The organism is Neisseria sp. (assembly GCF_030527965.1).
GTDB lineage: Bacteria > Pseudomonadota > Gammaproteobacteria > Burkholderiales > Neisseriaceae > Neisseria.
The window spans coordinates 40,806-63,055 of the sequence record NZ_JAUMZU010000014.1; the positions used below are offsets into that span (position 1 = coordinate 40,806).

A 22,250-nucleotide genomic window follows, 5' to 3' on the forward strand; every position below is an offset into this window, starting at 1 on the left:
GACGCTTTTACCCCAATAAAGGTAAAAAGAACACCAAGCAGAGCTTGGCATCATAAAAATAATTGCTTTGGAGAGATCAATGGCTTTTAGTTTTACAGCGTTGCCTGATTTTGCTTTTATTTGTTAATTTTTTGTTATAGGAAGTAGTATTAATGGCAACCGGTACTGTAAAATGGTTTAACGACGCTAAAGGTTTTGGTTTTATCACGCCTGACGAGGGCGGCGAAGATTTGTTCGCTCATTTCTCTGCCATCAACATGGATGGTTTCAAAACGTTGAAAGAAGGTCAAAAAGTTTCTTTCGACGTAACCTCTGGCCCGAAAGGCAAACAAGCGGCTAATATCCAAGCTGCTTAATTGATATTGGGTCGGATTCTTCCTACTCAAGTGCTGTGGCAGGTTTTTTCGTAAAACCTGCCATTAATTTATTAAAATTCCTAATAAGATTGGCCAAGCCATGAACACTTACGAAAACGCACTTAAACAATTAGACGAGCTGATTGACCATATGCGCAGCGGTAACGCCGATTGCGCCGAAGCGGAAGAGCAGGATCAGAAGGCGTTGCGTTTTAAAACGCTCAAACGCGTTCTTTCGCCGAATGATCAGGCGACCATTGATAAAATTGCCGCTTATTATGAAAAACACATTCGCCGGTAAGCCCGATATTCCCGCCGGCATCTATCGCCATTACAAAGGTAATCTTTACGAGGTGCAAGCACTGGCGCGCCATTCGGAAACGGAAGAATGGCTGGTTGTTTACCGCGCATTGTATGGTGAGTACGGATTATGGGTTCGGCCTGCCGAGATGTTTGTGGAAAAGGTAGTACATCAAGGCCAGGCCGTGCCGCGCTTTGTGCTGGTTCAGGCAATCTGATTTTTCAGACAGGCATGGGTATTGTGCCCTATGCTACAATGCTCGTCTGAATGATTTTTATGATTTGTTAAAGAGCATCATGAGTATTGCCAATAATAGAAAAGCGTTTCACGATTATTTTATCGAAGATCAGATTGAAGCCGGTTTGGTGCTTGACGGTTGGGAAGTCAAGGCGATTCGGGCCGGTCGTGTGCAGCTGAAAGAGAGTTATATTCACTGGAAAAAAGATGCGTTCTATCTGGTTGGTTGCCATATTACCGCATTGCCTACGGCATCAACGCATGTTAAACCCGATCCGGTGCGCCAGCGTAAATTGCTCTTGAAACAATCTGAAATCAATAAATTAATCGGCAAAACCGAGCGGGCAGGCTATACCATCGTGCCGCTCAATCTACATTATCATCGCGGCTACGTTAAAATCGATATCGGCTTGGCCAGAGGTAAAAAGCAACATGATAAGCGCCAAAGTATGAAAGAAGCCGATTGGAAACGTGAAAAACAGCGTTTGTTGAAAAACGAGCGCTAGCCATCAACGCTACGATACCTTTAGCCTGTGGTGTGCCGTTATCGTGTTAGCTATTGGTAAAAACAGGCAATTTGCCGCTTTCTCTCTTTTCAGACAGGCATCATGCCTCGATAATACCGCCGCAATTCCGAATCATTTCTGCTACTAAGGAGTGCCGCATGTCCCGCCCGTCTCTCGTTCTGCCTTTGTTTCTGATTATCGCCGGCGCGGTTTGGTTTCTGAAATCAACCGATATTCTTCCCGCTACCGCTACTTTGGTTGCCGCTGCGTTAGTAATTGCCGGTATTGCCGTTTTGGTTATGGACGGCATCAATAAGCAATCTATTGTGGCCGGGCCGCTGTTGGTCTATATCGGTGCCGCCGTTTATTTGAGAAGCCAATATTTTATCGGCCAATCGCCGCTGGTTGCGTTGGGTATGGTCATTCTGGGCTGCCTGCTTTTGCTCTCTCGCAGCAATATGATTCCTTACAAGCAAGAAAAAAGCCAATAAGCATTATTTGTTAATCTATTGAATAAGCCTGTCTGAAAGCGATTCAGACAGGCTTATTTCATGGTAAAATTCTCGCCCCGATTTCCCCCTCTATTTCCCATCATGAACCAAGACAAAATTCTTATTCTTGATTTCGGTTCGCAAGTGACTCAGCTTATCGCCCGTCGTGTGCGTGAGGCTCATGTGTATTGCGAGCTGCATTCTTATGACATGCCGTTGGCCGATATCAAAGCGTTTAATCCTAAAGCCATTATCCTTTCAGGCGGCCCCAATTCGGTGTATGCGTCGGATTATCAGGCTGATGTCGGTATTTTTGATTTGGGCGTTCCGATTCTGGGCATTTGCTACGGTATGCAGTTTATGGCGCACCATCTCGGCGGCGCCGTTTCTCCCGGTGATCAGCGTGAATTCGGTTATGCGCAGGTGAAAACCATCGATTGCGAGCTGACTCGTGATATTCACGACGGACAGGCCAATACGCTGGACGTTTGGATGAGCCATGGCGATAAGGTTTCCAAACTGCCGGAAGGTTTTGTGGTGATCGGCGATACGCCGAGCTGCCCGGTAGCCATGATGGAGCATGCCGAAAAGCAATTTTACGGTATACAGTTTCATCCGGAAGTAACCCACACGAAACAAGGGCGTGCGTTGTTAAATCGTTTTGTGCTTGATATTGCCGGCGCCAAACCCAGCTGGACCATGCCTAACTACATCGACGAAGCGGTAAGCAAAATTCGTGAGCAAGTCGGTAGCGACGAAGTGATTCTGGGTTTGTCGGGCGGGGTGGATTCTTCCGTTGCGGCGGCGCTCATCCATCGTGCGATTGGCGACCAGCTGACTTGCGTGTTTGTCGACCACGGCCTGTTGCGGTTGAATGAAGGCGAGATGGTGATGGATATGTTTGCCCGTAACTTGGGTGTGAATGTTATTCATGTTAACGCTGCAGCCGATTTTATGGATAAGCTGGCAGGGGTAACTGACCCTGAGCAAAAGCGCAAAATTATCGGCGCCGAATTTGTAGAAGTGTTTCAGCGGGAAGCGGGTAAACGGAGCAATGCAAAATGGCTGGCGCAAGGCACGATTTATCCCGATGTAATCGAAAGTGCCGGTGCCAAAACTAAAAAAGCCCATGCCATCAAGAGCCACCATAATGTCGGCGGCTTGCCTGAAACGTTGAATCTGAAATTGCTCGAGCCGTTGCGCGATTTGTTTAAAGACGAAGTGCGCGAATTAGGTGTGGCACTCGGTTTGCCGCGCGAAATGGTTTACCGCCATCCGTTCCCCGGTCCGGGCTTGGGCGTGCGTATTTTGGGCGAAGTGAAAGCAGAATATGCCGATTTGCTGCGTCGTGCCGATGATATTTTCATTCAGGAATTACGCAATGCCACCGATGAAAACGGCGTTTCGTGGTATGACCTGACCAGCCAGGCTTTTGCGGTATTTTTGCCGGTGAAGTCGGTGGGTGTTATGGGTGATGGCCGCACTTATGAGTATGTTGCCGCGCTGCGTGCCGTGGTTACCAGCGATTTTATGACCGCGCACTGGGCGGAGCTGCCTTATTCGCTGTTGGGCAAAGTATCCAACCGCATTATCAACGAAGTGCGGGGCATCAACCGCGTGGTTTATGATGTGAGCGGCAAACCGCCTGCAACGATTGAGTGGGAATAAGCCGGCGCTCGCATAAATCTAAAATGCCTGTCTGAATTTATTCAGACAGGCATTTGTTATTACTGCTTAGTTGTTTGTTTTATTGTCGCGCAAATCAACTAAACGGGTGCCGGCGAGGAAGTCGTAAAGAAATTGGCGTTCGGTATTGAGGTAGGCAAAGCCCCACGGCAATATCCACCAGAGGATGGCGGCGATGAAGGTGGTTCGGGGCGGCAGGCCGAGACGGTGGAGCGCGGCATAGGCCAAAAGCGGAATGAAGATGATGAATACGCAGACCCAGATGAAGCGCAAGCGCAACCGGGAGAGATGGGGGCGCCTGCCTTCAGGGTCGGTCAGGCCGATGCGCCAAGTGCGCATCGGCAGGGTTTGGCCTTGTTTGAGCCAATTGAGTTTGAAATAAAACCACCAGCCGCCCAGCAGAATCAGGCTGACGGCTATTTGGGAAAGCAGGATGGACACGGGATTAAGCAGCAACGAGGCAATGCCGGCTGGTAAACAGAGCACGGCGGTTACGGCGGCGGCAAGCAGACCTTCATAGAGCAGGGCGGCGAAGCGACGTTTGAGCGGGGCGGCGGGTAGGGGCGGCATGGTTTTACGGATTAAGACGGTTGGGAAAAATGCTGTTCGGCAGTACGGAGCACGAGCGGCAGCATATCGGTTTGGTAAGGGTCGATGACGGTATCGGCGCAGAGTTTGCGCAGCCAAGTGAGCTGGCGTTTGGCCAACTGGCGGGTGGCGGCAATACCGCGTTCGACAAAGGTATCGTAATCGCTTCGGCCGGCTAGATAATCCCATGCCTGTCTGTAACCGACGCAACGCATGGCCGGCGTGTCGGGGTTTAGCGTAGGGTAGGCAGTTTGCAGGGCTTGCACCTCATTAAGAAAGCCCTGCTCAAGCATGGTATGAAAGCGCTTGGCAATCTGGTGATGTAGCTGCTTGCGGTCGGCCGGAAACAGGGCAACGGTATGCAAATCCAGCGGCATTGAGTAAGCGGCTTGGTCGGCAAAATGTTCGCTCAGGGGTTTGCCGGTAATCAGCCATACTTCCAGCGCGCGTTCGATACGTTGCGCGTCGGCCGGTTGCAGGCGCAGGGCGGTGGCGGGGTCGGCTTGTTGCAGGCGGCGGTATAGGTGTGCCAAACCGTATTGCTGCTTTTCGGCTTGCAATTGGGCGCGGATGTTTTCATCGGCTTCGGGTAAGTCATTCAGGCCGTTGGTTAGCGCTTGGTAATACATCATGGTGCCGCCGACAATCAGCGGCAGTTTGCCGCGTGCTTGGATTTCGGCGCACAGGCGGGTGCAATCGGTTACAAAATTGGCGGCGCTATAGCTTTGCAGCGGCGAAATGATGTCGATTAAATGGTGCGGCGCGGCTGCGCGTTCGGTGGCGGAAGGTTTGGCGGTGCCGATATCCATGCCGCGGTAGACCAGCGCGGAATCGATGCTGATGATTTCAAGCGGCAGGTATGCGGCCAACTGCAGGGCGAGGCCGGTTTTGCCGCTGGCGGTGGGGCCGAGCAGGGCGATGGCTTTGGGCTTCATAAGGTTTTCAGACAGGCATTGTGCATTATTGGCCTCGTAAGAACAGGGCGTCCAGCTCTTTCAGGGTCAGTTTGACCCAAGTGGGGCGGCCGTGGTTGCATTGGTTGCTGCGCGGGGTGTTTTCCATGTCGCGCAATAAGGCGTTCATTTCGGGCAGAGTCAGCCGGCGGCCGGCGCGGATGGAACCGTGGCAGGCCATGGTGGAAAGAATCTGATTTTCGCGGGCTTCGATGGCTTGCGAGGAGCCTACCTGGGCAAATTCGCGCAACATGTCGCGGGCGAGTTCGGCAACGTCGGATTTGCCCAGCATTTGCGGCACGCTGCGCACGGCTATGGTGTTGCCACCCATCGCGGAAAGCACCAGTCCGAAATCGGCCAGTGCGTCGCCGTGGTCGGCGAGCGCGGCCATTTCTTCGTGGCTGGCGGTAAAGGTTACCGGAATCAGCAGCGATTGCCCGGGCAGTTTGCCGTTTTGTTCGCGCAGGGCTTTCATTTTTTCGTAGTTCACACGTTCGGCAGCGGCATGCATGTCGATGAGCAACAGGCTGTCTTCGGCTTGGGCAAGGATATAGATGCCGAGCAACTGGGCAATGGCAAAGCCGAGAGGCGGTAGCTCGGTTGCGGAGGTTTGCCCGGAAAGCCTGTCTGAATCGTTTTCAGGTAGGCTTTCTGCGCTCGGCGAAGATACGCCGAGATGGCTTTCCAGCTCGCTCAGTTCGGCATCTGCATCAGGTGTTTTGCGGTAAAGTTCGGCATAGGTTTCCATAGCAGCGCGGCTTTCGCGCAGGCTTAAATGCCGTTGTTGCGGGGCACGTGCGGGGGTGTATGAAACCGGTGCGGTTTTGGTGCCGGCCGGTTCGGGTGCGGGCCGAGGGCGCTCTTGCTGCGGTATTTCCAGCATGTCGTGCAGAATATGGCCTGCATTGGCAACGCTTTCGGTTTGGTCGGCACGGGTGGCGGCCAAGGTTTTGTTGAGCGTGTGGAAGATGAGCTGATGTATGGCCTGACTGTCTCGGAAGCGGACTTCGGTTTTGGTGGGGTGGACGTTGACGTCGACCATTTCTGGCGGCAAATCGAGAAACAGTACGAATGCGGGGGTAAGCGCGTTATGCAATACGTCGCGATAGGCTTGTTTGACGGCATGGAGCATAACTTTGTCGCGCACGAAGCGGCGGTTGACGAAACAATATTGTTTGTCGGCTTTGCCTTTGGCGAAGGTCGGCTTTGCAATTATGCCGTGCAGGCGGACGAGGCCTTCTCCGCTGTCGACGGACAAGGCGGCCGCTTGGAAATCTTCGCCTAAAATGGCGCCCACGCGCTCCGGCATGCTTTGCGGTGGCAGCTTGAAAATGGTTTTGCCATTGTGTTTTAAGGTAAAACCGGTTTCCGGATAAGCCAGCGCCAGCCGTTCGACTGCGTTGGCGCAATGGGCGTATTCTGTGTTTTCCGATTTGAGAAATTTGCGGCGGGCGGGCGTGTTGAAAAACAAATCGGCCACTTCGACCGTGGTACCGACCGGATGGGCGGCTGCGCCGCTGCGTTCCAGCTTGCCGTCGACGGCACGGATTTCGGCGGCATGGGCGGCTTCGGCCTGACGGCTGGTCAGGGTGAGGCGGGAAACGGATGCGATGCTGGCCAGCCCTTCGCCGCGAAAACCCATGCTGGCAACGTGTTCCAAATCGTTTAACGTGGCGATTTTGCTGGTGGCATGACGGTGCAGCGCGAGCTGGATGTCGTCGGCGTGGATGCCGCTGCCGTTGTCGGTAACGCGAATCAGCCTGATGCCGCCGGCAGCCAGCTCGACTTGAATGTCGGTGGCGCCTGCGTCTATGCTGTTTTCAATGATTTCTTTGAGTGCGTTGGCCGGTCGTTCCACCACTTCGCCGGCGGCGATTTGGTTGATAAGGTGGTCGGGCAGGGCGGCGATGCGTTTCATGGGCTTGCGGGCTCGGGCGGTTTTCAGACAGGCATGATTATAGACCTTTATCGTTGCTTTGGCTTGGGGCAGCAGACGGGCGTATTCACACGGTGCCTCGGCTCGACCTATAATGCGTTTTTATTTTAACAGCGGAACCAGCGATGAATCATCAGTTGCTCGGGTTGTATTTTCTGCCGGCCGGCGTGTTTTTAATGTGTGCAGCGGCTTTGTGGCAGATGTATGTGGTGGTGTCGGAAATTTATACGTTGAACCGTTTTACCAGTGATAAGCAGCGGCTCGGCGCGGCATTGGCGATGTTTTTCAGCTTTTCTTTGGCGATTTATTTTTTGTGTCCCAACGCGCGTAAAAAAGGGCTGGTGTTTTTGCTGTTGGGTTTGGTTGGCGCCGTGCTGTATCTCTTGGCCAGACTATGGTTGCCGTGGAAAAACGGTTGAAATGATTTGGTAAAAGTCATGCCTGTCTGAAAGAGGTTTCAGACAGGCATGGCTGATTTTTTACTTGAAATATCTGCAAACGGGTTTATATTGTTAGCACGGCCTGCCTTTTGCAGGCAATATACTAAGGAAAGGAAAAACAATGAAACGCAAATATGAATCCCAAAAAGAAGCCCTGTTGCAGGAAATCCGTTCGGTTTTGAACGATGCCGAGGCGCTTTATGATCAAGGCGTGGAGCGCGGCGCAGAAGAAACCAAGGCGTTGAAAGAAAAGCTGCAAAACAAACTTGAGCGCGCGCAAAGCCGATTGAGTGATTTTGAAGAACGTGCTTATCAGGAAGCCCGTTATCGTGCCAACCAAGTTGACGATTACGTTAATGAAAAACCTTATTATGCGATTGGTTTCGCTGCATTGGCAGGCTTGGTGGCGGGTATTTTGCTGAACCGTCGTTAAACGGGAGGGAGCGCTGCCAAGGTTCGAAAAGTTTGATCGGAACTTTGCGGCGTTTCTTTTCATCCAAACCGTCGCCGATTTTGCCGGCGGTTTTCCGTTTTGTCTGAAAGGTTCGGCCTATGGGCATCAAACAAGAAATTACCGGGTTTAAGAATATCATAACGCAGGGCGCAGATTTGCTATTGCTGCGCCTGCGCATTCTGCATCTTGACGTGGGCACTCAGGCGGCAGGGCTGCTGAAAATTTTGGCTCTGATGGCCGTTGCCGCCATATTCTGCCTGATTGCGTTGGTTGCCGTGTTGTTTGGGTTGAATACCATACTGTCGCCGGTTGCCAAAATCTGGGTGTTCTTCGGCACCGCCGTTTTCATGGCCTTAGCGGCCGTTTGCCTGCTTTGGCAGATTCCGCGCGTTTGGCGCATAGGCAGCAAAGGCGTAGGCCAAACTTTGCAAGATATGCGGGAGGATTTGGCGCATTTAAGCGGAAAAGCCCGACAAAATAAAGGAGAGGAACATGTCTAGCCGAGAATCGGCCGAAGCACGAGAACTTCTGCTGCTGCAATGCAAACTGGCCCGTTTGAAAATAGACTTGGAAAGACGCAAGCTGGCGCAGCGGCGCAAGCAAGAATCGGATAATCCGGTTGCCCATCTTCTCGAACTTACCGATAGATTGCCGAACCGCTCTTTATGGAAAACCGTGCTTTTACCCGCCCAATGGAAACACCGTGCGTTTTGGGGCGCGGCTTTGCTGATTTTTGAATACTGGCGCAAGCGACGCTGAAGCATGTTTATTGTGCTTAACTAAAAAAGCCTGTCTGAAAATGTTCAGACAGGCTTTTGGGGTTAGGCGGCAGGACTAAGCTTTTTTAGCAGCGTATTTTGCACGGATGATTTCGATAACGGCCGGCAGAATGGAAATGACGATAATGGCGCCGAGTACCAAACCCAGATTGTTTTTAACAGCCGGAATATTAGCGAAGAAATAACCTGCATAAGAAAATAAAACAACCCACAATACGCCGCCGATGATGTTGTAACGGATAAATTTGCCGTAAGTCATGTGCGCCATTCCGGCCACGAAAGGAGCGAAAGTGCGCACAATCGGCACGAAGCGGGCAATGATAATGGTTTTACCGCCGTATTTTTCATAAAACGCATGGGTTTTATCCAGATAGGCACGTTTGAAAATTTTGGAATCTGGGTTGGAAAACAGCTTTTCACCGAAATATTTGCCAATCATAAAATTGGCCGCATCGCCTAAAATCGCAGCGGCCAGCAGCAGCAGCACCATCAGGTGGATGTTCATTTCGCCTAGTGCGGCAATTCCGCCGGCGGCAAACAATAAAGAATCGCCCGGCAGAAAAGGCGTTACCACCAGACCGGTTTCGCAGAAGATAATCAGAAAAAGAATCGCATAAATCCACGGGCCGTAATTTGCAGACAAGTCTTGCAAATGCTGGTCGATGTGCAGGATAAAATCAATAACGGTGGCAATCACTATATATATTCTCTTGAAAACGTTTATTAAAATTGATAAAAGAGCGCATTGTAAGTTCAAATCGGCCGCTTTGCCAAATCTTCCCGATAAACGCGGGCGCTTGCGGCTATTCGTTGAAACAACGTACAATTCCGTGTCATTTCACCATTTTCGGGTCGCAGCGTGAACCAGCTTATTTTTGATTTTGCCAGCCATGAATACCCCGGGTTCGACGAGTTTCTGGGTGTTGCCAATAGCGAGCTGGTTCATGTGCTGAAAGAGCAGGAAAACCAGTTTCTTTACGTTTGGGGCAGCGAAGGCTCGGGCAAAAGCCATTTGTTGCGCGCTTGGGCCGACAAAGCCGCCCGAAGCGGTGCCCGCGCCCTTTATATTGACGCGCGCAAACAGCCTCTAACGCAAACCGCTTATGAAGCGGATTATCTTGCGGTAGACCAAATCGAATGTCTTGATGCTGAAGAGCAGTCGCTGTTGTTTGCCATATTCAACCAATATCGCAACAGCAAGCAGGGTAGTTTGTTGCTGAGTGCCGATGTGAAACCGCAGCATTTGTGCATACGCGAAGATTTACGCACCCGCATGGCCTACTGCTTGGTTTATGAAGTGAAACCTTTGAGCGACGAAGAGAAAATCAGCGCGCTCACCAGCATCGCACGCACGCGCCGCATTCCTGTCGACTCTGCCGTATTCCATTATCTGCTGCTGCATTGGAAGCGGGATTTGGGCAGTCTGATGAACATGCTGGATGCGTTAGATCATTATTCCCTCACCATGAAAAAGCGGATTACCGTGCCGCTTTTGCGCCAACTTTTACAACAACAGGAAACCGAATGAAAAACCTTGCCATTTTTGATTTAGACAATACGCTGATTAATACCGATTCCGATCATTCTTGGCCGCAATATCTGATTAAAAAAGGCGTGGTGGATGAAGAAAAGACGAAAAAGCAGAATGACAAGTTTTACCATGATTATCAAAACGGCTGCCTGAATATCGATGAATTTTTAAAATTCCATCTCGAGCCGTTAAGCCGGTTTGGCATGGATGAATTGGCGCAGATGCACCGAGAATTTGTAGCGGAATTTATCGCGCCGCATATTTCTATGATGGCCAAAATGCTGGTGCAGAGCCACCGCAATGCAGGCGATGAGCTACTGGTTATTTCCTCTACCAATGAGTTCATCATTACCCCGATTTGCCACCTTTTTGGCATTAACAATATCATCGGTACGCAATTGGAAATCGGTGCCGATGGCCGTTATACGGGAAATTATGTCGGTACGCCGAGTTTGAAGGAAGGCAAAATCACCCGTTTGAACGAATGGCTGGCTGCGCGCGGCGAAACCTTGGCAAGCTACGGTAAAACTTATTTTTACAGCGATTCTAAAAACGATTTGCCCCTGTTGCGTATTGTGAGCGATCCTGTGGCGGTTAATCCTGATGAAACTTTGGTTAAAGAAGCGGCAGAAAAAGGTTGGCCGATTTTGAACTTCAAATAATCAGGCCGCAACAGGCTTCTGCATCGCATCTGCCGGCTGACTGATTTGCGCGCTGTTGGGTGTTTTGTTTGGGTGGCAAAGTTTGGCTATACTCTCTCTAAATTCGGAAAATCAAACCTGAGGCCTGTCTGAAAAATGAAATCCCGCCATTTCTACACTGCTTTTATCTTACTTTCCTGCATTTTTCTCGCCTATTTCATGTTGGCGAAAAATTGGTTGAAAACTGATTTTACTGCGTTATTGCCGCAGGAAGAGCGGCCGGATGTGGTCTTGCAGGCCGCGCAAACGGCCAATGAAGCGCAGTTGAATGAGCAGGTGGTGTTGCTGGCGGGCAGCACAGATGCGGAAAAAGCGTTTCAGACAGCTTCCGAAATCGCAAAGCTGTGGCGGCAAAGCAAAGTGTTTGCCGAAGTGAATAGCAGTATCGAGCCGGATTTGAATCAAGTGCGCGCCGATGTGCAGCATTTGGGCTTGGCCGTGCTGCCGCCCGAGCAGCGGCAGGCTTTGTTTGAGCAGCCGAAGCATTATTTTCAAGAACGTGCGGAAGCGGTTGTCAATCCGTTTGCCGCGCCGTCTCCATTAACGTTGGAACAGGATTGGCTGGGATTCGGCCGCTTTGTTACCGAGCGCGCCCGTCCGCAAAGCAAATTACAGTGGAATGCTGACAACGGCATGTTGTTTACCGAAGACGAACAAGGCAAAACTTGGGTTTGGCTGCGCGGCAAAATGCCCGCGGGTAATAATTTTGCCAAGGGCAGCGAAGGCCTTTTGCCTTTGTTGCAGCAAAGTAAGGAATTGGCGGCTAAAAACGGCGTGGATACGCTGAACGCCGGCGGGGCGGTGTTTGCTGCGGTTTCGAAAGCGGATGCCGAGCGGGAAAGCAAATTGATGAGCATAGCGGGGTTGCTGCTGACCTTTGCCTTGTTGCTGTGGGTGTTTCGCAGTGCGCGTGTTTTCTGGCTGGCCTTACCGCTGGCTGCCGGTATGTTGGTTGGTTTGGCCGCGGTTTTGCTGGTGTTCGGCGAAGTGCATATTTTAACGATTGTGATCGGCACGAGCTTGGTGGGTATGCTGGTTGATTTTCCGTTGCATTGGCTGACGCCGTCGCAGTTTGGCGCGCAGGGCCGCAGACTGACCGATTGGCAGCCCGAATCGGCGATGCGGCAGGTGTTACCGACGTTTGCCGTGAGTTTGCTGATTACGGTGGCCGGTTATGCGTTTCTTTGGTTTACGCCGTTGCCGATATTAAGGCAGACGGCCGTATTCTCAGGGTGTGCCCTTTTGGGGGCGTTTGGTGCCACGGTTTTGTGGCTGCCGCCGTTATTTGCCGGCTATCGGGTGCGAAGCGTGTCGTTTGCCGGATGGATGGTGCGGCTTGCCGGTTTGTCCGGCCGTATTAAAGCGCGTTTGCATCGTAGGGGTTGGTGGATTGTCGGCGGGATTTTTTTAGCCGTGGGTTTGTGGCGCAGCGATTGGCGCGACGATGTGCGTCAATGGGTCAATTTATCGTCTGAAATGTTGGCTCAGGTGCAACAAATCGGCCAACTTTCCGGTATGGATTTCAGCGGTCAATATCTGGTTGTGGAAGCGGCGAGTGAGGATGCGTTATTGCAGAAAAGCGCTGAAGTCAATCGGGTTTTACGCCCTTTGATTGCTCAGGGTAAATTGGCCGGCACGCAATCGTTAGATCAATGGCTGCTGCCGACGACAGAGCAGCAAAAACTGCATAACCGCTTGCACGAGCTGGCTAAGTTGCCTGAATCGTGGCAGCCGATGCGCGCAATCGGAGTGCCGCGGGAAACCATGCGTAATGCGCTGAATCATGCGGCTGAAATGCCGGTGCTGACTTTGGCTGAGGGTATTAGGCCTGCTTTGGCCGAAGCGTGGCGGCCTTTGTATCTGGGGCAGGTGGCGCCCGGTCGGTTTGCGGCCGTGATGCGGTTAAACGGTATGAAAGATGCGCCCGCGGTTCAGACAGGCATTCAAGGGCTGGCCGGCGTGCATTGGGCGGATAGTCGCAGTCATCTGAACATGTTGTTTCATCAAACCCGTAATCAGGCCGCATGGTTGAAGCTGGCCTCGTATACTTTGGCGTGGCTGTTGTTGTGGCGGATTTTTGGCGTTAGGCAAGGGATTAAAGTGCTGGCAGTGCCCTTACTGGCCGCGGTGGGAACGGTGGCGGTTTTGGGCTGGTGCGGCATTCCCGTCAGTTTGTTTGCCATGTTCGGTTTGTTGTTGGTTTCAGCCATCGGGGTTGACTATGCGGTTTATGCGGTGGCCGCCAAGCATAGCGCTCCCGCACGGCTCGGCGGCATGTTGCTGGCGGCGCTGACAACGGGCATTTCTTTTGTGCTGCTCGGTATGAGCAGCACGCCGGCGGTTGCGGCCTTTGGTTTGACGGTTACTGTGGGCGTGTTGTTGAACTTATGGTTGGCGGCTTGGTTGCTGGAAGAGCATGACCCTGTTGGTTGAGGCGGTTATGCCTGTCTGAAAAATAACTGCTTGTAATAAAAGAGCGTGTCGGGTAATAAAACGATATAATTCAAATTTTTCCGTATTTGAGTGTTTCAAAAATGTCTGTTTCCTTGGTTGCACGCATTGAATCGATTTTGCCGCAAACCCAATGCCGTGAGTGTGGTTATGAGGGTTGCAAACCGTATGCCCAAGCATTGGCTCAGGGCGGGGCGGCGGTTAATTTGTGTGCGCCCGGCGGAAATGAGGTCATGCTTGATATTGCGGCTTTGCTTGAGCGACCTGCCAAGGTACCGGAAAAAAATCAGCCCAAAGCATTGGCGTGGATAGACGAGGCGGCGTGCATCGGTTGCACGGCCTGCATCCGAGCCTGCCCTGTCGATGCGATTATGGGTGCGGCTAAGCAAATGCATACCGTCATCGCTACCGAATGCACGGGCTGCGGCTTGTGCGTGGCCCCCTGTCCTGTCGATTGCATTGATATGCAGCCGGTTGACGCCGATTATTTACCACAGGCGGGATATTCGGCGCAAACTCTTGAGCCGCGTTTTGCGGCGGCGGCTCATGCCAAAGCGCGTTATGAGTGGCATCAGGCACGTAAAATCCGTGATGCAGCCGAACGCAAAGCGTATTTGGCAGAGAAAGAGGCTCATGCCAAAGCGCGCATGAGCAATAAGTCAGTCGAATCCGCTGTGCCAGCCGCACCGAAAGCAACTTTCAATCCGGCCGATTTAATCGCCCAAGCAATGGCTCGCGCCCAAGTGCAGCAAACCCGCCGTGTTGTCCCGTCTAATCGAGAAGCTTTTAAAGAACAGCAAATTAAAGAGGCGCAGGAAAAAGCCGCTTATCGTCGTGCGTTGCGCGATGTGAAATATGGTGATGAAGAGACGAAAAATGCCGCCATAGAATACTTGCGCGCGCATAAAGCGGCACAAGAAGCGAAGATGCAAGATGCGCAGCAAGGCTGAGCCGAATGCCTGTCTGAAAAACAAATTATCCAAGGAAAAACATGCTGCCTTTTGATTCGCAGGCCAAAAAGTTTTTGTCCTCATTGCTCGACCCAAAATCAGAAACCGGCCGCACCATGCGGTTGGACGAGACTCAAGCGTTTATGCTCGCTTTGCTGAGCGGGCCTGATAAAACCGAACCGCATATCTGGCTGCCCGAAGTATTGGGCGAAGAAGAACAGTTCAGCCGAAACGAAATTGAAGAAATTCAGATGTTGGTATTGCGGCTGGCATTCGATTTGAAAAAACGATTGGATGCGGGCGAACTGCCGGTTTTGCTGCTTTATGACGACGAATATGGCAAAAGCGATTTCTATACTTGGTGCAATGCCTATCTCTATGCTTTGGATGTCGTGAAAACCGATTGGTTTGAAAAAGCGGCAGACGATGATTTTGAAGATTTGTTTTACCCGGTCATGGCGCTGGCCGGCATGTACGACGATTATCAGGACGGGCAGGCCGTGCTCAACCTGACCGATGAAGACATGACGCAGCTTGAAGGCGAGTTGCCGTACGCTTTGCGTGAAATTTATAATTATTGGCACAAACGCGGTTAAACCTTTGAATGCCTGTCTGAAAAACGCTGAATGCTTTTCAGACAGGCATTCAGAAGCAGTTATCGTAAAAGGCTGGTTTCTAACTTAAGACTAAATCCTCTATAATGGCAGCATTACCAAGAATGTTGCCCGTTTTATGAACGCCCAAACCGAACGTTTTACCGCCCCTGATTATGCCAACCACAGCCCTTTGACCTGGTATCAGGCTGCATCGAATCAGCCGGGCTTTATCCAAGACGGAGCTCAGAAAAAGGCCATCGAATACCTTGATCGTTTGTGGACCGAACTGATGATGTTCAAGCGCAAGCGAAACCGTTTTCTGGGGCGCAGCCTGCGTTCGCCGCAACTGCCGAAAGGCCTGTATTTTTACGGCGGCGTCGGCAGAGGCAAAAGCTTTCTGATGGATGCGTTTTACGGATGCCTGCCTTATCGCCGCAAACGTCGCGTTCATTTCCATGCGTTTATGGCGGAAATTCACCAGCGTCTGCGCGGTCTGAAAAGCGAAACCAATCCCTTAAAAGCGGTTGCGGCCGAAATTGCCAAAGAGACGCGCGTTTTGTGTTTCGACGAATTCCATGTCAGCGATATTGCCGATGCCATGATTCTGGGGCGGTTGCTGGAAAACCTGTTTAATGAAGGCGTCGTGTTGGTGGCAACTTCTAACTACGCACCGTCGGAACTTTATCCGCAAGGGCAAAACCGCAGCAGCTTTCTGCCAACCATCGCATTGCTGGAAGACAAACTAACCATTTTAAATGTAGACGGCGGAGAAGATTACCGTTTGCGCACACTAAGCCCGGCGGAAGTTTTTTACATTCCGGCCAACGAGCAGAATGAAGCAAAATTGGCCGCCTTGTTTAGCCAGGTTACCGCCGCTCAGAAGCCTTTGGACATCAACATTAAGATTCACGGTCGGGATTTGGTTTGCAAAGGTCGCACTGAACGGGTGATCTGGTTTGATTTTCAAACTTTGTGTTTCGGCCCGCGTTCACAGGCGGATTATCTTTATCTGGCCGAACATTATCAAATGGTCTTTATCTCCGGCATAGAAAAGCTGACGCCAGACAAACGATCGGAAGCCCGTCGATTAACTTGGCTGATTGACGTTTTTTACGACTATAGAGTGAAACTGTGTGCCACGAGTCAGGTTCCGGCAGAAGAAATTTATACCGAAGGTGATTTCGCCAATGAGTTCGTGCGCACGGTAAGCCGCATGGTAGAAATGCAGTCGGAAGAATATCTGGCATTGCCTCATCTGACTTTGATCTGAGCGGGCAGGCAAACATTTTGCAAAATTTACCACAGACACCCTGTCAATCTTGTACAATACACAACTTTGCTTTTCCAAGCCAAGCGGTTTTATATCAATAAATTAAAGGAGCAACTATGGCCATTCAACGTACTTTTTCCATCGTCAAACCCGACGCCGTAGGCAAAAATACCATCGGTGCGATTTACAACCGTTTTGAAGAAAACGGTTTACGTATCGTTGCCGCAAAAATGAAGCATTTGACTCAAAAAGAAGCTGAAGATTTTTATGCCATTCACAAAGAGCGCCCGTTTTTCCAAGAATTGGTTGCTTTTATGACCAGCGGCCCGGTGATGTTGCAGGTTTTGGAAGGCGAAAATGCCGTAGCCAAAAACCGTGAGATTATGGGCGCCACTAACCCGGCAGAAGCTGCGCCCGGTACCATCCGCGCCGATTTTGCCGCTTCTGTAGGCGAAAACGCGGTACACGGTTCAGACAGCCTTGAAAACGCAGCAATCGAAATTGCTTATTTTTTCAGCCAAAGCGAAATTTGCACGCGCTAAGCTTATCGTGTGCACATGCCAGAGGCTGCCTGATTTTTCCGGCAGCCTAAAGGTTTTTAAACATATATGAAAACCAATCTATTAGATTACGATTTAAACGGTTTGACCCAGCATTTTGCCGAAATGGGCGAAAAGCCTTTTCGTGCCAAGCAAGTTATGCGCTGGATGCACCAAGCAGGAGCATCTGATTTTAGCGAGATGACTGATCTGGCTAAATCTTTGCGTACCAAACTTCAGGAAAAAGCCACCGTCGGCGTGCCGGCACTGATGGCTGCGCAAGAGTCGAAAGACGGTACGCGTAAGTGGTTGCTGGATGTGGGAACAGGCAATGGCGTGGAAACCGTATTCATTCCTGAAACCGAACGGGGTACTTTGTGCATTTCATCTCAAGTGGGCTGTGCGCTGGAGTGCACTTTTTGCTCGACCGGCCGGCAAGGCTTCAACCGCAATCTGAACGTGGCAGAAATTATCGGCCAATTGTGGTGGGCGAATAAAGCGTTGGGCGTTACACCGCGAAATGAGCGTGTGATTTCCAACGTGGTGATGATGGGCATGGGCGAACCTTTGGCCAATTTTAACCATGTGGTAACGGCACTGGCGATTATGCTGGATGATCACGGATATGGCTTATCGCGCCGTCGCGTTACTGTATCCACTTCAGGCATGGTACCTCAGATGGATCGGTTGAAAGAAGAAATGCCGGTGGCTCTGGCAGTTTCTTTGCATGCTTCAAATGATGCGGTACGGGATGAAATCGTGCCTTTGAATAAAAAATATCCGTTAAAAGAATTGATGGCTGCCTGCCAACGTTATTTGGTCAAGGCTCCGCGTGATTTTATTACATTTGAATATGTGATGTTGGATGGCATTAACGACAAACCTCAGCATGCGCGGGAATTGGTGGCATTGGTTAAAGATGTGCCTTGTAAATTTAATTTGATTCCGTTCAACCCGTTTCCGAACTCGGGTTATGAACGTTCGAAGCATGATGCCATCCGCACATTCAGAGAAATCTTGCAGGAAGCAGGCTTTGTCGTCACCGTACGTAAAACGCGCGGTGATGATATTGATGCGGCTTGCGGTCAATTGGCAGGTCAGGTCAAAGACAAAACCCGCCGTCAGCAAAAATGGCAGCAACTGTTGGTGCAACAGTAAAAATCGAGGTGAAGGTAATGAAGAAAATATGGGTTCCCGTGTTATTGGCCGTTATGTTGAGTGCCTGTAATAGCAGCAAGCTAAAGCAACCAAGCGCAAAAGAGCGCGCGGTTGAGGTATCGCAAATCAAAACCCAATTGGCTGTTGAATACATGCGTGCTAAAGACTATCGCCAAGCAATCGTCAGCATCGAGGATGCTTTGAAGGCAGATAGTAAAAATCAGACGGCTTGGTTAATCCGCGCTCAGATTTACCAGTTTTTGAAAGTGCCCGATCAAGCTCAGGAAAGCTTTTTGAAGGCTTTGGCGATTAAACCGGATAGTGCTGAAATTAATAATAACTACGGTTGGTTTTTGTGCAGTATGAAGAACGAGCCAAATGCTTCGCTGCCGCATTTTGACAAAGCTCTGGCTGATCCGACTTACCCCACACCGTTTATTGCCTATCTGAACAAAGGCATATGCAGCGCTAAAATGGGTCAATATTCTTTGGCACAAGCTTATTTGGAGCGGGCAATCGCTACTTCGCCGGATTTTGTGCCTGCAGTTAAAGAGTTGGCGCGAACCAAATTGATGGCCGGTGAATTGAACGAAGCAGATAGATACTTCCGTCAATATCAAAGCAGAGTGGAAATATTGTCGGCCGACGACTTACTATTGGGTTGGAAATTATCCAAAGCAATGGGTAACGGGCAGGCGGCTTATGAGTATGAAGCGCAACTGCGTTCCCTCTACCCGTATTCAGATGAGCTGGAATCGATTACCGGCGGAAAAATACAATAAAACCGAGAGAGATGAACTATGAATATTAACCCGGACGCTAAAGAACTGGGAAAAATGCTGGCGACCTTGCGTGAGCAAAAAGGCATGAGTCTGACTGATGTTGCCGACCGTTTGAAGCTGCCGACCGACAAGGTAGCTGCCTTGGAAGCCGGCAATTATCATTTATTGCCCGATATGGTGTTCGTGCGCGGATTTCTCCGTTCTTACGGCCGTTTGGTACAGGCGGAAGAAGGCCCGTTCATGTTGTTGCTGGATAAAGCCGCGCCGGTTTCCGAAAAAAATATTTTTAGTGATTATAAAGCGACACACAACAAGAAAAATTATGCCTATCTGGAAGAGAAAAAAAGTTTTCCTGGTTGGGTCATCGGCGTGTTTGCAGCGGCGGTGGCTGTAGGCGGCGTTTATATCTGGCAAAACAAATCTGCCAACCAACAGGCCGAGGATACCATTCAATCTCAATCGTCTGCGGAACAAGCGCTGGATAAAGCGACAGAATTGAAGCAGAAGAATGTTGCGGTGGTGCCGCTGGAAGATAATCGTGCCGCATCGGCAGCGTCGGCCACGCCGGTTACCGCTGCTGCATCTGCCGCTTCCAGCCCTGATGCAGAGGCGCCGTTGGTTGTGGCTCCGGACGAGTTGTATATCAAAACCCGTTACCGTACTAAATTGCTGGTAAAAGATAAAACAGGGGCTGAACTGATTAATCAGATTGTATCTGCCGGTAGCGAGCATCGGTTTAAAGGCAATGCGCCGTATGATGTCCGCATCGGTGTGGCACACGGCAGTATCGTCAATTTCGGCGGTAAGGAAATCAACTGGGCGCCGTATCTGATTGGCCGCACAACTGCTGCATTCAAAGCAGGACAATAAAAACAGGTTTATAAAAATGAGCCAACAAACCATTAAACGCCGCAAAACGCATCAAGTAAAGATTGACCATCTGACCGTGGGTTCCGATGCCCCGATTATCGTGCAATCTATGACCAACACGGATACCGCCGATGCGGAAGCGACTGCCTTGCAGGTAAAAGAGCTTTCCGATGCAGGATCGGAAATGGTTCGGATAACGGTCAATAGCCCTGAAGCGGCTTCCAAAGTGGGCGAGATAAGACAGCGCCTAGACGACATGGGCTGTAATACTCCGCTGATCGGCGATTTCCATTTCAACGGCGAGCGTTTGCTGGCTGAATTTCCTGATTGTGCCAAAGCGTTGTCGAAATACCGGATTAACCCGGGTAATGTTGGCAAAGGCGCTAAAGGCGATGAAAAATTCGCTTATATGATTCGCACGGCCGCGGAATATGATAAAGCGGTGCGTATCGGCGTGAACTGGGGCTCGTTGGATCAGAGTTTGGCCAAGCGCATGATGGATGCGAATCTGGCCGCCGAGATACCCAAAACGCCTGATGAAGTGATGAAGGAAGCGTTGATTGTATCGGCTCTCGAATCGGCACAGAAAGCAGAGGGCCTAGGCCTGTCTGAAAATAAAATCATCCTTTCTTGTAAAGTGAGTTCGGTGCAGGATTTGATTCAGGTTTATCGGGATTTGGGCAGCCGTTGCCAATATCCGCTGCATCTGGGATTAACTGAAGCGGGTATGGGAAGCAAAGGCATCGTTGCTTCGACTGCAGCCCTTTCCGTATTGTTGCAAGAAGGCATCGGCGATACCATCCGTATTTCTTTAACGCCGGAGCCCGGTAGTTCGCGTACGCAAGAAGTGGTGGTAGGGCAGGAAATTTTGCAAACTATGGGGCTGCGTTCTTTTACCCCTATGGTTACCGCATGCCCCGGTTGCGGGCGTACGACCAGTACGGTATTTCAGGAATTGGCACAAGACATCCAGCGTTATTTGCGCGAGCAGATGATCGTTTGGCGCTTTCAATATCCCGGAGTGGAAAATCTGAACGTGGCCGTGATGGGTTGTGTGGTTAACGGCCCCGGCGAGAGCAAGTTGGCCGATATCGGCATCAGTCTGCCGGGTACGGGTGAAACGCCGATTGCTCCGGTTTATGTTGACGGCGAGCGAAAAGTGACCTTGAAGGGCGACAATATGGCGATTGAATTCTTGGCGATTGTGAAAGAGTATGTGGAAGCCAATTACGGTGAAAACGGTAAAAAGCGCGGCATGACCAGCCGTGTGATTCCGATTCAGGCTGCTAAATAGTTTGCGTGATACCAGCCTGTCTGAAAAATTCTGTCGCTGTTTTTTCAGACAGGCATTGTTTGATTAGTAAGCAAAGAAATTAAAATGGGCAACAAAATCCAAGCTGTAAAAGGTATGAACGATCTGCTGCCGGTAGAGCAGAAAGATTTTAAACTTACCGCTGCTTTCTGGCAGTCATTTGAAGAAACGGTCAGCCGCTGGGCCAAGCGCTTCGGGTATAACCAGATACGCACACCCGTGGTGGAGCAAACGGGTTTGTTTGTCCGTTCCATTGGCGAAGAAACCGATGTGGTCGGCAAAGAAATGTATACGTTTGCCGATTCCAATGATTCGCTTAGCCTGAGCCTGCGTCCGGAAGGCACGGCATCTTGTTTGCGTGCAGTGGTTGAGCATAACCTTTTGTATAACGGCCCGCAGAAGCTTTGGTACATGGGGCCGATGTTTCGCCGCGAGCGGCCGCAAAAAGGGCGCTACCGCCAGTTTCATCAAGTAGGCGTGGAAGCGCTGGGTTTGGAAGGGCCTGATATTGATGCCGAAATCATTGCCATGTGTGCCGATTTATGGAATGAACTGGGCATCAGCCCATATCTGACGTTGGAATTGAATAATCTGGGCAACCGTGAAGAACGCTCAGTGCATCGTAAGGCCTTGGTGGATTATTTAAGCCGTTATGAAGCGCAACTGGATGAAGACAGTAAGCGCCGTTTGCACACCAATCCTTTGCGCGTATTAGACAGCAAAAATCCCGACTTACAGGAAATTTGTAATGCCGCGCCGCGTCTGACAGACTATTTGGGCGAAGCATCTTCGGCGCACTACAATGGTTTGAAAACCATGCTAGACGGCCTAGGCATCGCCTATGTCGAAAATCCGCGCCTGGTTCGCGGTTTGGATTATTACAATCAAACTGTTTTTGAATGGACTACCGACAAACTCGGTGCTCAGGCAACTGTTTGCGGCGGCGGTCGTTATGACGGGTTGATTGAGGAGTTGGGCGGTAAGCATGCGCCTTCCATCGGTTTTGCATTAGGCGTAGAGCGCTTGTTGCTGCTGGTGCACGAATACGGCTGTCTGAAAGCCCAGTCTGCGCCGGATGTGTACGCTATGCATCAAGGAGAGGGCGCGGCATTGAAGGCAATGCAATATGCTAATTTACTGCGCCGTAATGGGTTCGACGTATTGCAACATGCCGGTAACCAAAGCCTGAAAGCTCAAATGAAAAAAGCCGATGCCAGTCAGGCGCGTTTTGCATTGATTGTGGCGCAAAGCGAGCTGGAAACGGATACGGTAACCTTGAAAGACATGCAGGGCGGGTTAGGACAGCAAACTCTGAGCGCCGACCAATTATTGACAACATTACAACAATGGAAGAATGCATAAT

General features: G+C 50.8%; 26 protein-coding genes. 22 read left to right on the top strand and 4 right to left on the bottom strand.

Annotated elements, in window-relative coordinates; all coding sequences use genetic code 11:
• Positions 1-152: 152 nt before the first annotated feature.
• The 6 genes from Q4A84_RS07535 (at position 153) to guaA (ending at position 3,559) form a co-directional block, all read left to right on the top strand.
• Positions 153-356: a cold-shock protein gene (locus tag Q4A84_RS07535; RefSeq protein WP_009116645.1), complete on the top strand. Its 204-nt coding sequence runs from the start codon at positions 153-155 to the stop codon at positions 354-356.
• Positions 357-456: 100 nt separating this feature from the next.
• Positions 457-657, top strand: coding sequence for a hypothetical protein (locus Q4A84_RS07540; RefSeq protein WP_303088319.1), 201 nt, complete (start codon positions 457-459; stop codon positions 655-657).
• Positions 635-874, top strand: coding sequence for a DUF1653 domain-containing protein (locus Q4A84_RS07545; protein WP_303088320.1), 240 nt, complete (start codon positions 635-637; stop codon positions 872-874). Before Q4A84_RS07540 ends, Q4A84_RS07545 begins: the two co-directional genes overlap by 23 nt.
• A 79-nt stretch (positions 875-953) precedes the next feature.
• On the top strand, positions 954-1,400 hold the full coding sequence (smpB, locus tag Q4A84_RS07550; RefSeq protein ID WP_303088321.1) for an SsrA-binding protein SmpB: 447 nt from the start codon (positions 954-956) through the stop codon (positions 1,398-1,400).
• Between the two features lie 158 nt (positions 1,401-1,558).
• Positions 1,559-1,891 carry a hypothetical protein gene (locus Q4A84_RS07555; RefSeq protein WP_303088322.1) on the top strand — a complete coding sequence of 111 codons (333 nt, stop codon included), beginning with the start codon at positions 1,559-1,561 and terminating at the stop codon, positions 1,889-1,891.
• 102 nt (positions 1,892-1,993) lie between these two features.
• Positions 1,994-3,559: a glutamine-hydrolyzing GMP synthase gene (gene guaA, locus Q4A84_RS07560; protein ID WP_303088362.1), complete on the top strand. Its 1,566-nt coding sequence runs from the start codon at positions 1,994-1,996 to the stop codon at positions 3,557-3,559.
• A 66-nt stretch (positions 3,560-3,625) separates the two neighbouring features.
• Here guaA and Q4A84_RS07565 read toward each other — a convergent pair whose 3' ends face one another.
• The 3 genes from Q4A84_RS07565 to mutL are packed head-to-tail and all read right to left on the bottom strand — an operon-like array spanning position 3,626 to position 7,036.
• Complete coding sequence (locus Q4A84_RS07565) at positions 3,626-4,147, bottom strand: RDD family protein (protein WP_303088323.1); 522 nt, start codon at positions 4,145-4,147, stop codon at positions 3,626-3,628.
• Between the two features lie 11 nt (positions 4,148-4,158).
• Entirely contained in the window at positions 4,159-5,100 is a 942-nt protein-coding gene (gene miaA, locus Q4A84_RS07570; RefSeq protein WP_303088324.1) for a tRNA (adenosine(37)-N6)-dimethylallyltransferase MiaA, read from the bottom strand.
• Between the two features lie 25 nt (positions 5,101-5,125).
• On the bottom strand, positions 5,126-7,036 hold the full coding sequence (mutL, locus tag Q4A84_RS07575; RefSeq protein WP_303088325.1) for a DNA mismatch repair endonuclease MutL: 1,911 nt from the start codon (positions 7,034-7,036) through the stop codon (positions 5,126-5,128).
• A gap of 143 nt (positions 7,037-7,179) precedes the next feature.
• Between mutL and Q4A84_RS07580 the strand changes: the two genes are divergently transcribed.
• The 4 genes from Q4A84_RS07580 (at position 7,180) to Q4A84_RS07595 (ending at position 8,707) form a co-directional block, all read left to right on the top strand.
• Positions 7,180-7,473: a hypothetical protein gene (locus Q4A84_RS07580; protein WP_303088326.1), complete on the top strand. Its 294-nt coding sequence runs from the start codon at positions 7,180-7,182 to the stop codon at positions 7,471-7,473.
• 142 nt (positions 7,474-7,615) lie between these two features.
• A complete protein-coding gene (locus Q4A84_RS07585; protein WP_303088327.1) occupies positions 7,616-7,927 on the top strand; it encodes a YqjD family protein in 312 nt (103 codons plus the stop codon).
• 119 nt (positions 7,928-8,046) lie between these two features.
• Positions 8,047-8,448 (top strand): phage holin family protein, encoded by a 402-nt coding sequence (locus Q4A84_RS07590; RefSeq protein ID WP_303088328.1) that lies wholly within the window; start codon positions 8,047-8,049, stop codon positions 8,446-8,448.
• On the top strand, positions 8,441-8,707 hold the full coding sequence (locus Q4A84_RS07595; protein WP_303088329.1) for a hypothetical protein: 267 nt from the start codon (positions 8,441-8,443) through the stop codon (positions 8,705-8,707). Before Q4A84_RS07590 ends, Q4A84_RS07595 begins: the two co-directional genes overlap by 8 nt.
• Positions 8,708-8,782: 75 nt before the next feature.
• Here the strand turns inward: Q4A84_RS07595 and Q4A84_RS07600 are convergent, their stop codons facing one another.
• The gene (locus Q4A84_RS07600; protein WP_303088330.1) at positions 8,783-9,424 is read right to left on the bottom strand and encodes a DedA family protein; all 642 of its coding nucleotides are present in this window, start codon (positions 9,422-9,424) and stop codon (positions 8,783-8,785) included.
• Between the two features lie 162 nt (positions 9,425-9,586).
• Here Q4A84_RS07600 and hda point away from each other — a divergent pair, with 162 nt between their 5' ends.
• The 12 genes from hda to hisS all read left to right on the top strand — a co-directional run bounded on the left by hda (position 9,587) and on the right by hisS (position 22,249).
• Positions 9,587-10,255: a DnaA regulatory inactivator Hda gene (hda, locus tag Q4A84_RS07605; protein WP_303088331.1), complete on the top strand. Its 669-nt coding sequence runs from the start codon at positions 9,587-9,589 to the stop codon at positions 10,253-10,255.
• The gene (locus Q4A84_RS07610) at positions 10,252-10,920 is read left to right on the top strand and encodes an HAD family phosphatase (RefSeq protein ID WP_303088332.1); all 669 of its coding nucleotides are present in this window, start codon (positions 10,252-10,254) and stop codon (positions 10,918-10,920) included. Before hda ends, Q4A84_RS07610 begins: the two co-directional genes overlap by 4 nt.
• Positions 10,921-11,055: 135 nt before the next feature.
• The gene (locus Q4A84_RS07615) at positions 11,056-13,392 is read left to right on the top strand and encodes an MMPL family transporter (protein WP_303088333.1); all 2,337 of its coding nucleotides are present in this window, start codon (positions 11,056-11,058) and stop codon (positions 13,390-13,392) included.
• Positions 13,393-13,493: 101 nt separating this feature from the next.
• Complete coding sequence (locus Q4A84_RS07620) at positions 13,494-14,360, top strand: RnfABCDGE type electron transport complex subunit B (RefSeq protein WP_303088334.1); 867 nt, start codon at positions 13,494-13,496, stop codon at positions 14,358-14,360.
• Positions 14,361-14,401: 41 nt separating this feature from the next.
• Positions 14,402-14,956 carry a UPF0149 family protein gene (locus Q4A84_RS07625; RefSeq protein WP_303088335.1) on the top strand — a complete coding sequence of 185 codons (555 nt, stop codon included), beginning with the start codon at positions 14,402-14,404 and terminating at the stop codon, positions 14,954-14,956.
• A 136-nt stretch (positions 14,957-15,092) separates the two neighbouring features.
• Positions 15,093-16,226, top strand: a complete 1,134-nt coding sequence (zapE, locus tag Q4A84_RS07630; protein ID WP_303088336.1) for a cell division protein ZapE — start codon at positions 15,093-15,095, stop codon at positions 16,224-16,226.
• A 116-nt stretch (positions 16,227-16,342) separates the two neighbouring features.
• On the top strand, positions 16,343-16,768 hold the full coding sequence (gene ndk, locus Q4A84_RS07635) for a nucleoside-diphosphate kinase (RefSeq protein ID WP_303088337.1): 426 nt from the start codon (positions 16,343-16,345) through the stop codon (positions 16,766-16,768).
• Positions 16,769-16,834: 66 nt separating this feature from the next.
• A complete protein-coding gene (gene rlmN / locus Q4A84_RS07640; protein ID WP_303088338.1) occupies positions 16,835-17,923 on the top strand; it encodes a 23S rRNA (adenine(2503)-C(2))-methyltransferase RlmN in 1,089 nt (362 codons plus the stop codon).
• Between the two features lie 17 nt (positions 17,924-17,940).
• Positions 17,941-18,705: a type IV pilus biogenesis/stability protein PilW gene (gene pilW / locus Q4A84_RS07645; protein WP_303088339.1), complete on the top strand. Its 765-nt coding sequence runs from the start codon at positions 17,941-17,943 to the stop codon at positions 18,703-18,705.
• Positions 18,706-18,723: 18 nt separating this feature from the next.
• Positions 18,724-19,575 carry a RodZ domain-containing protein gene (locus Q4A84_RS07650; protein WP_303088340.1) on the top strand — a complete coding sequence of 284 codons (852 nt, stop codon included), beginning with the start codon at positions 18,724-18,726 and terminating at the stop codon, positions 19,573-19,575.
• Positions 19,576-19,591: 16 nt separating this feature from the next.
• Positions 19,592-20,869 carry a flavodoxin-dependent (E)-4-hydroxy-3-methylbut-2-enyl-diphosphate synthase gene (gene ispG / locus Q4A84_RS07655; protein WP_303088341.1) on the top strand — a complete coding sequence of 426 codons (1,278 nt, stop codon included), beginning with the start codon at positions 19,592-19,594 and terminating at the stop codon, positions 20,867-20,869.
• 84 nt (positions 20,870-20,953) lie between these two features.
• Positions 20,954-22,249, top strand: a complete 1,296-nt coding sequence (hisS, locus tag Q4A84_RS07660; protein ID WP_303088342.1) for a histidine--tRNA ligase — start codon at positions 20,954-20,956, stop codon at positions 22,247-22,249.
• Position 22,250 lies beyond the last annotated feature (1 nt).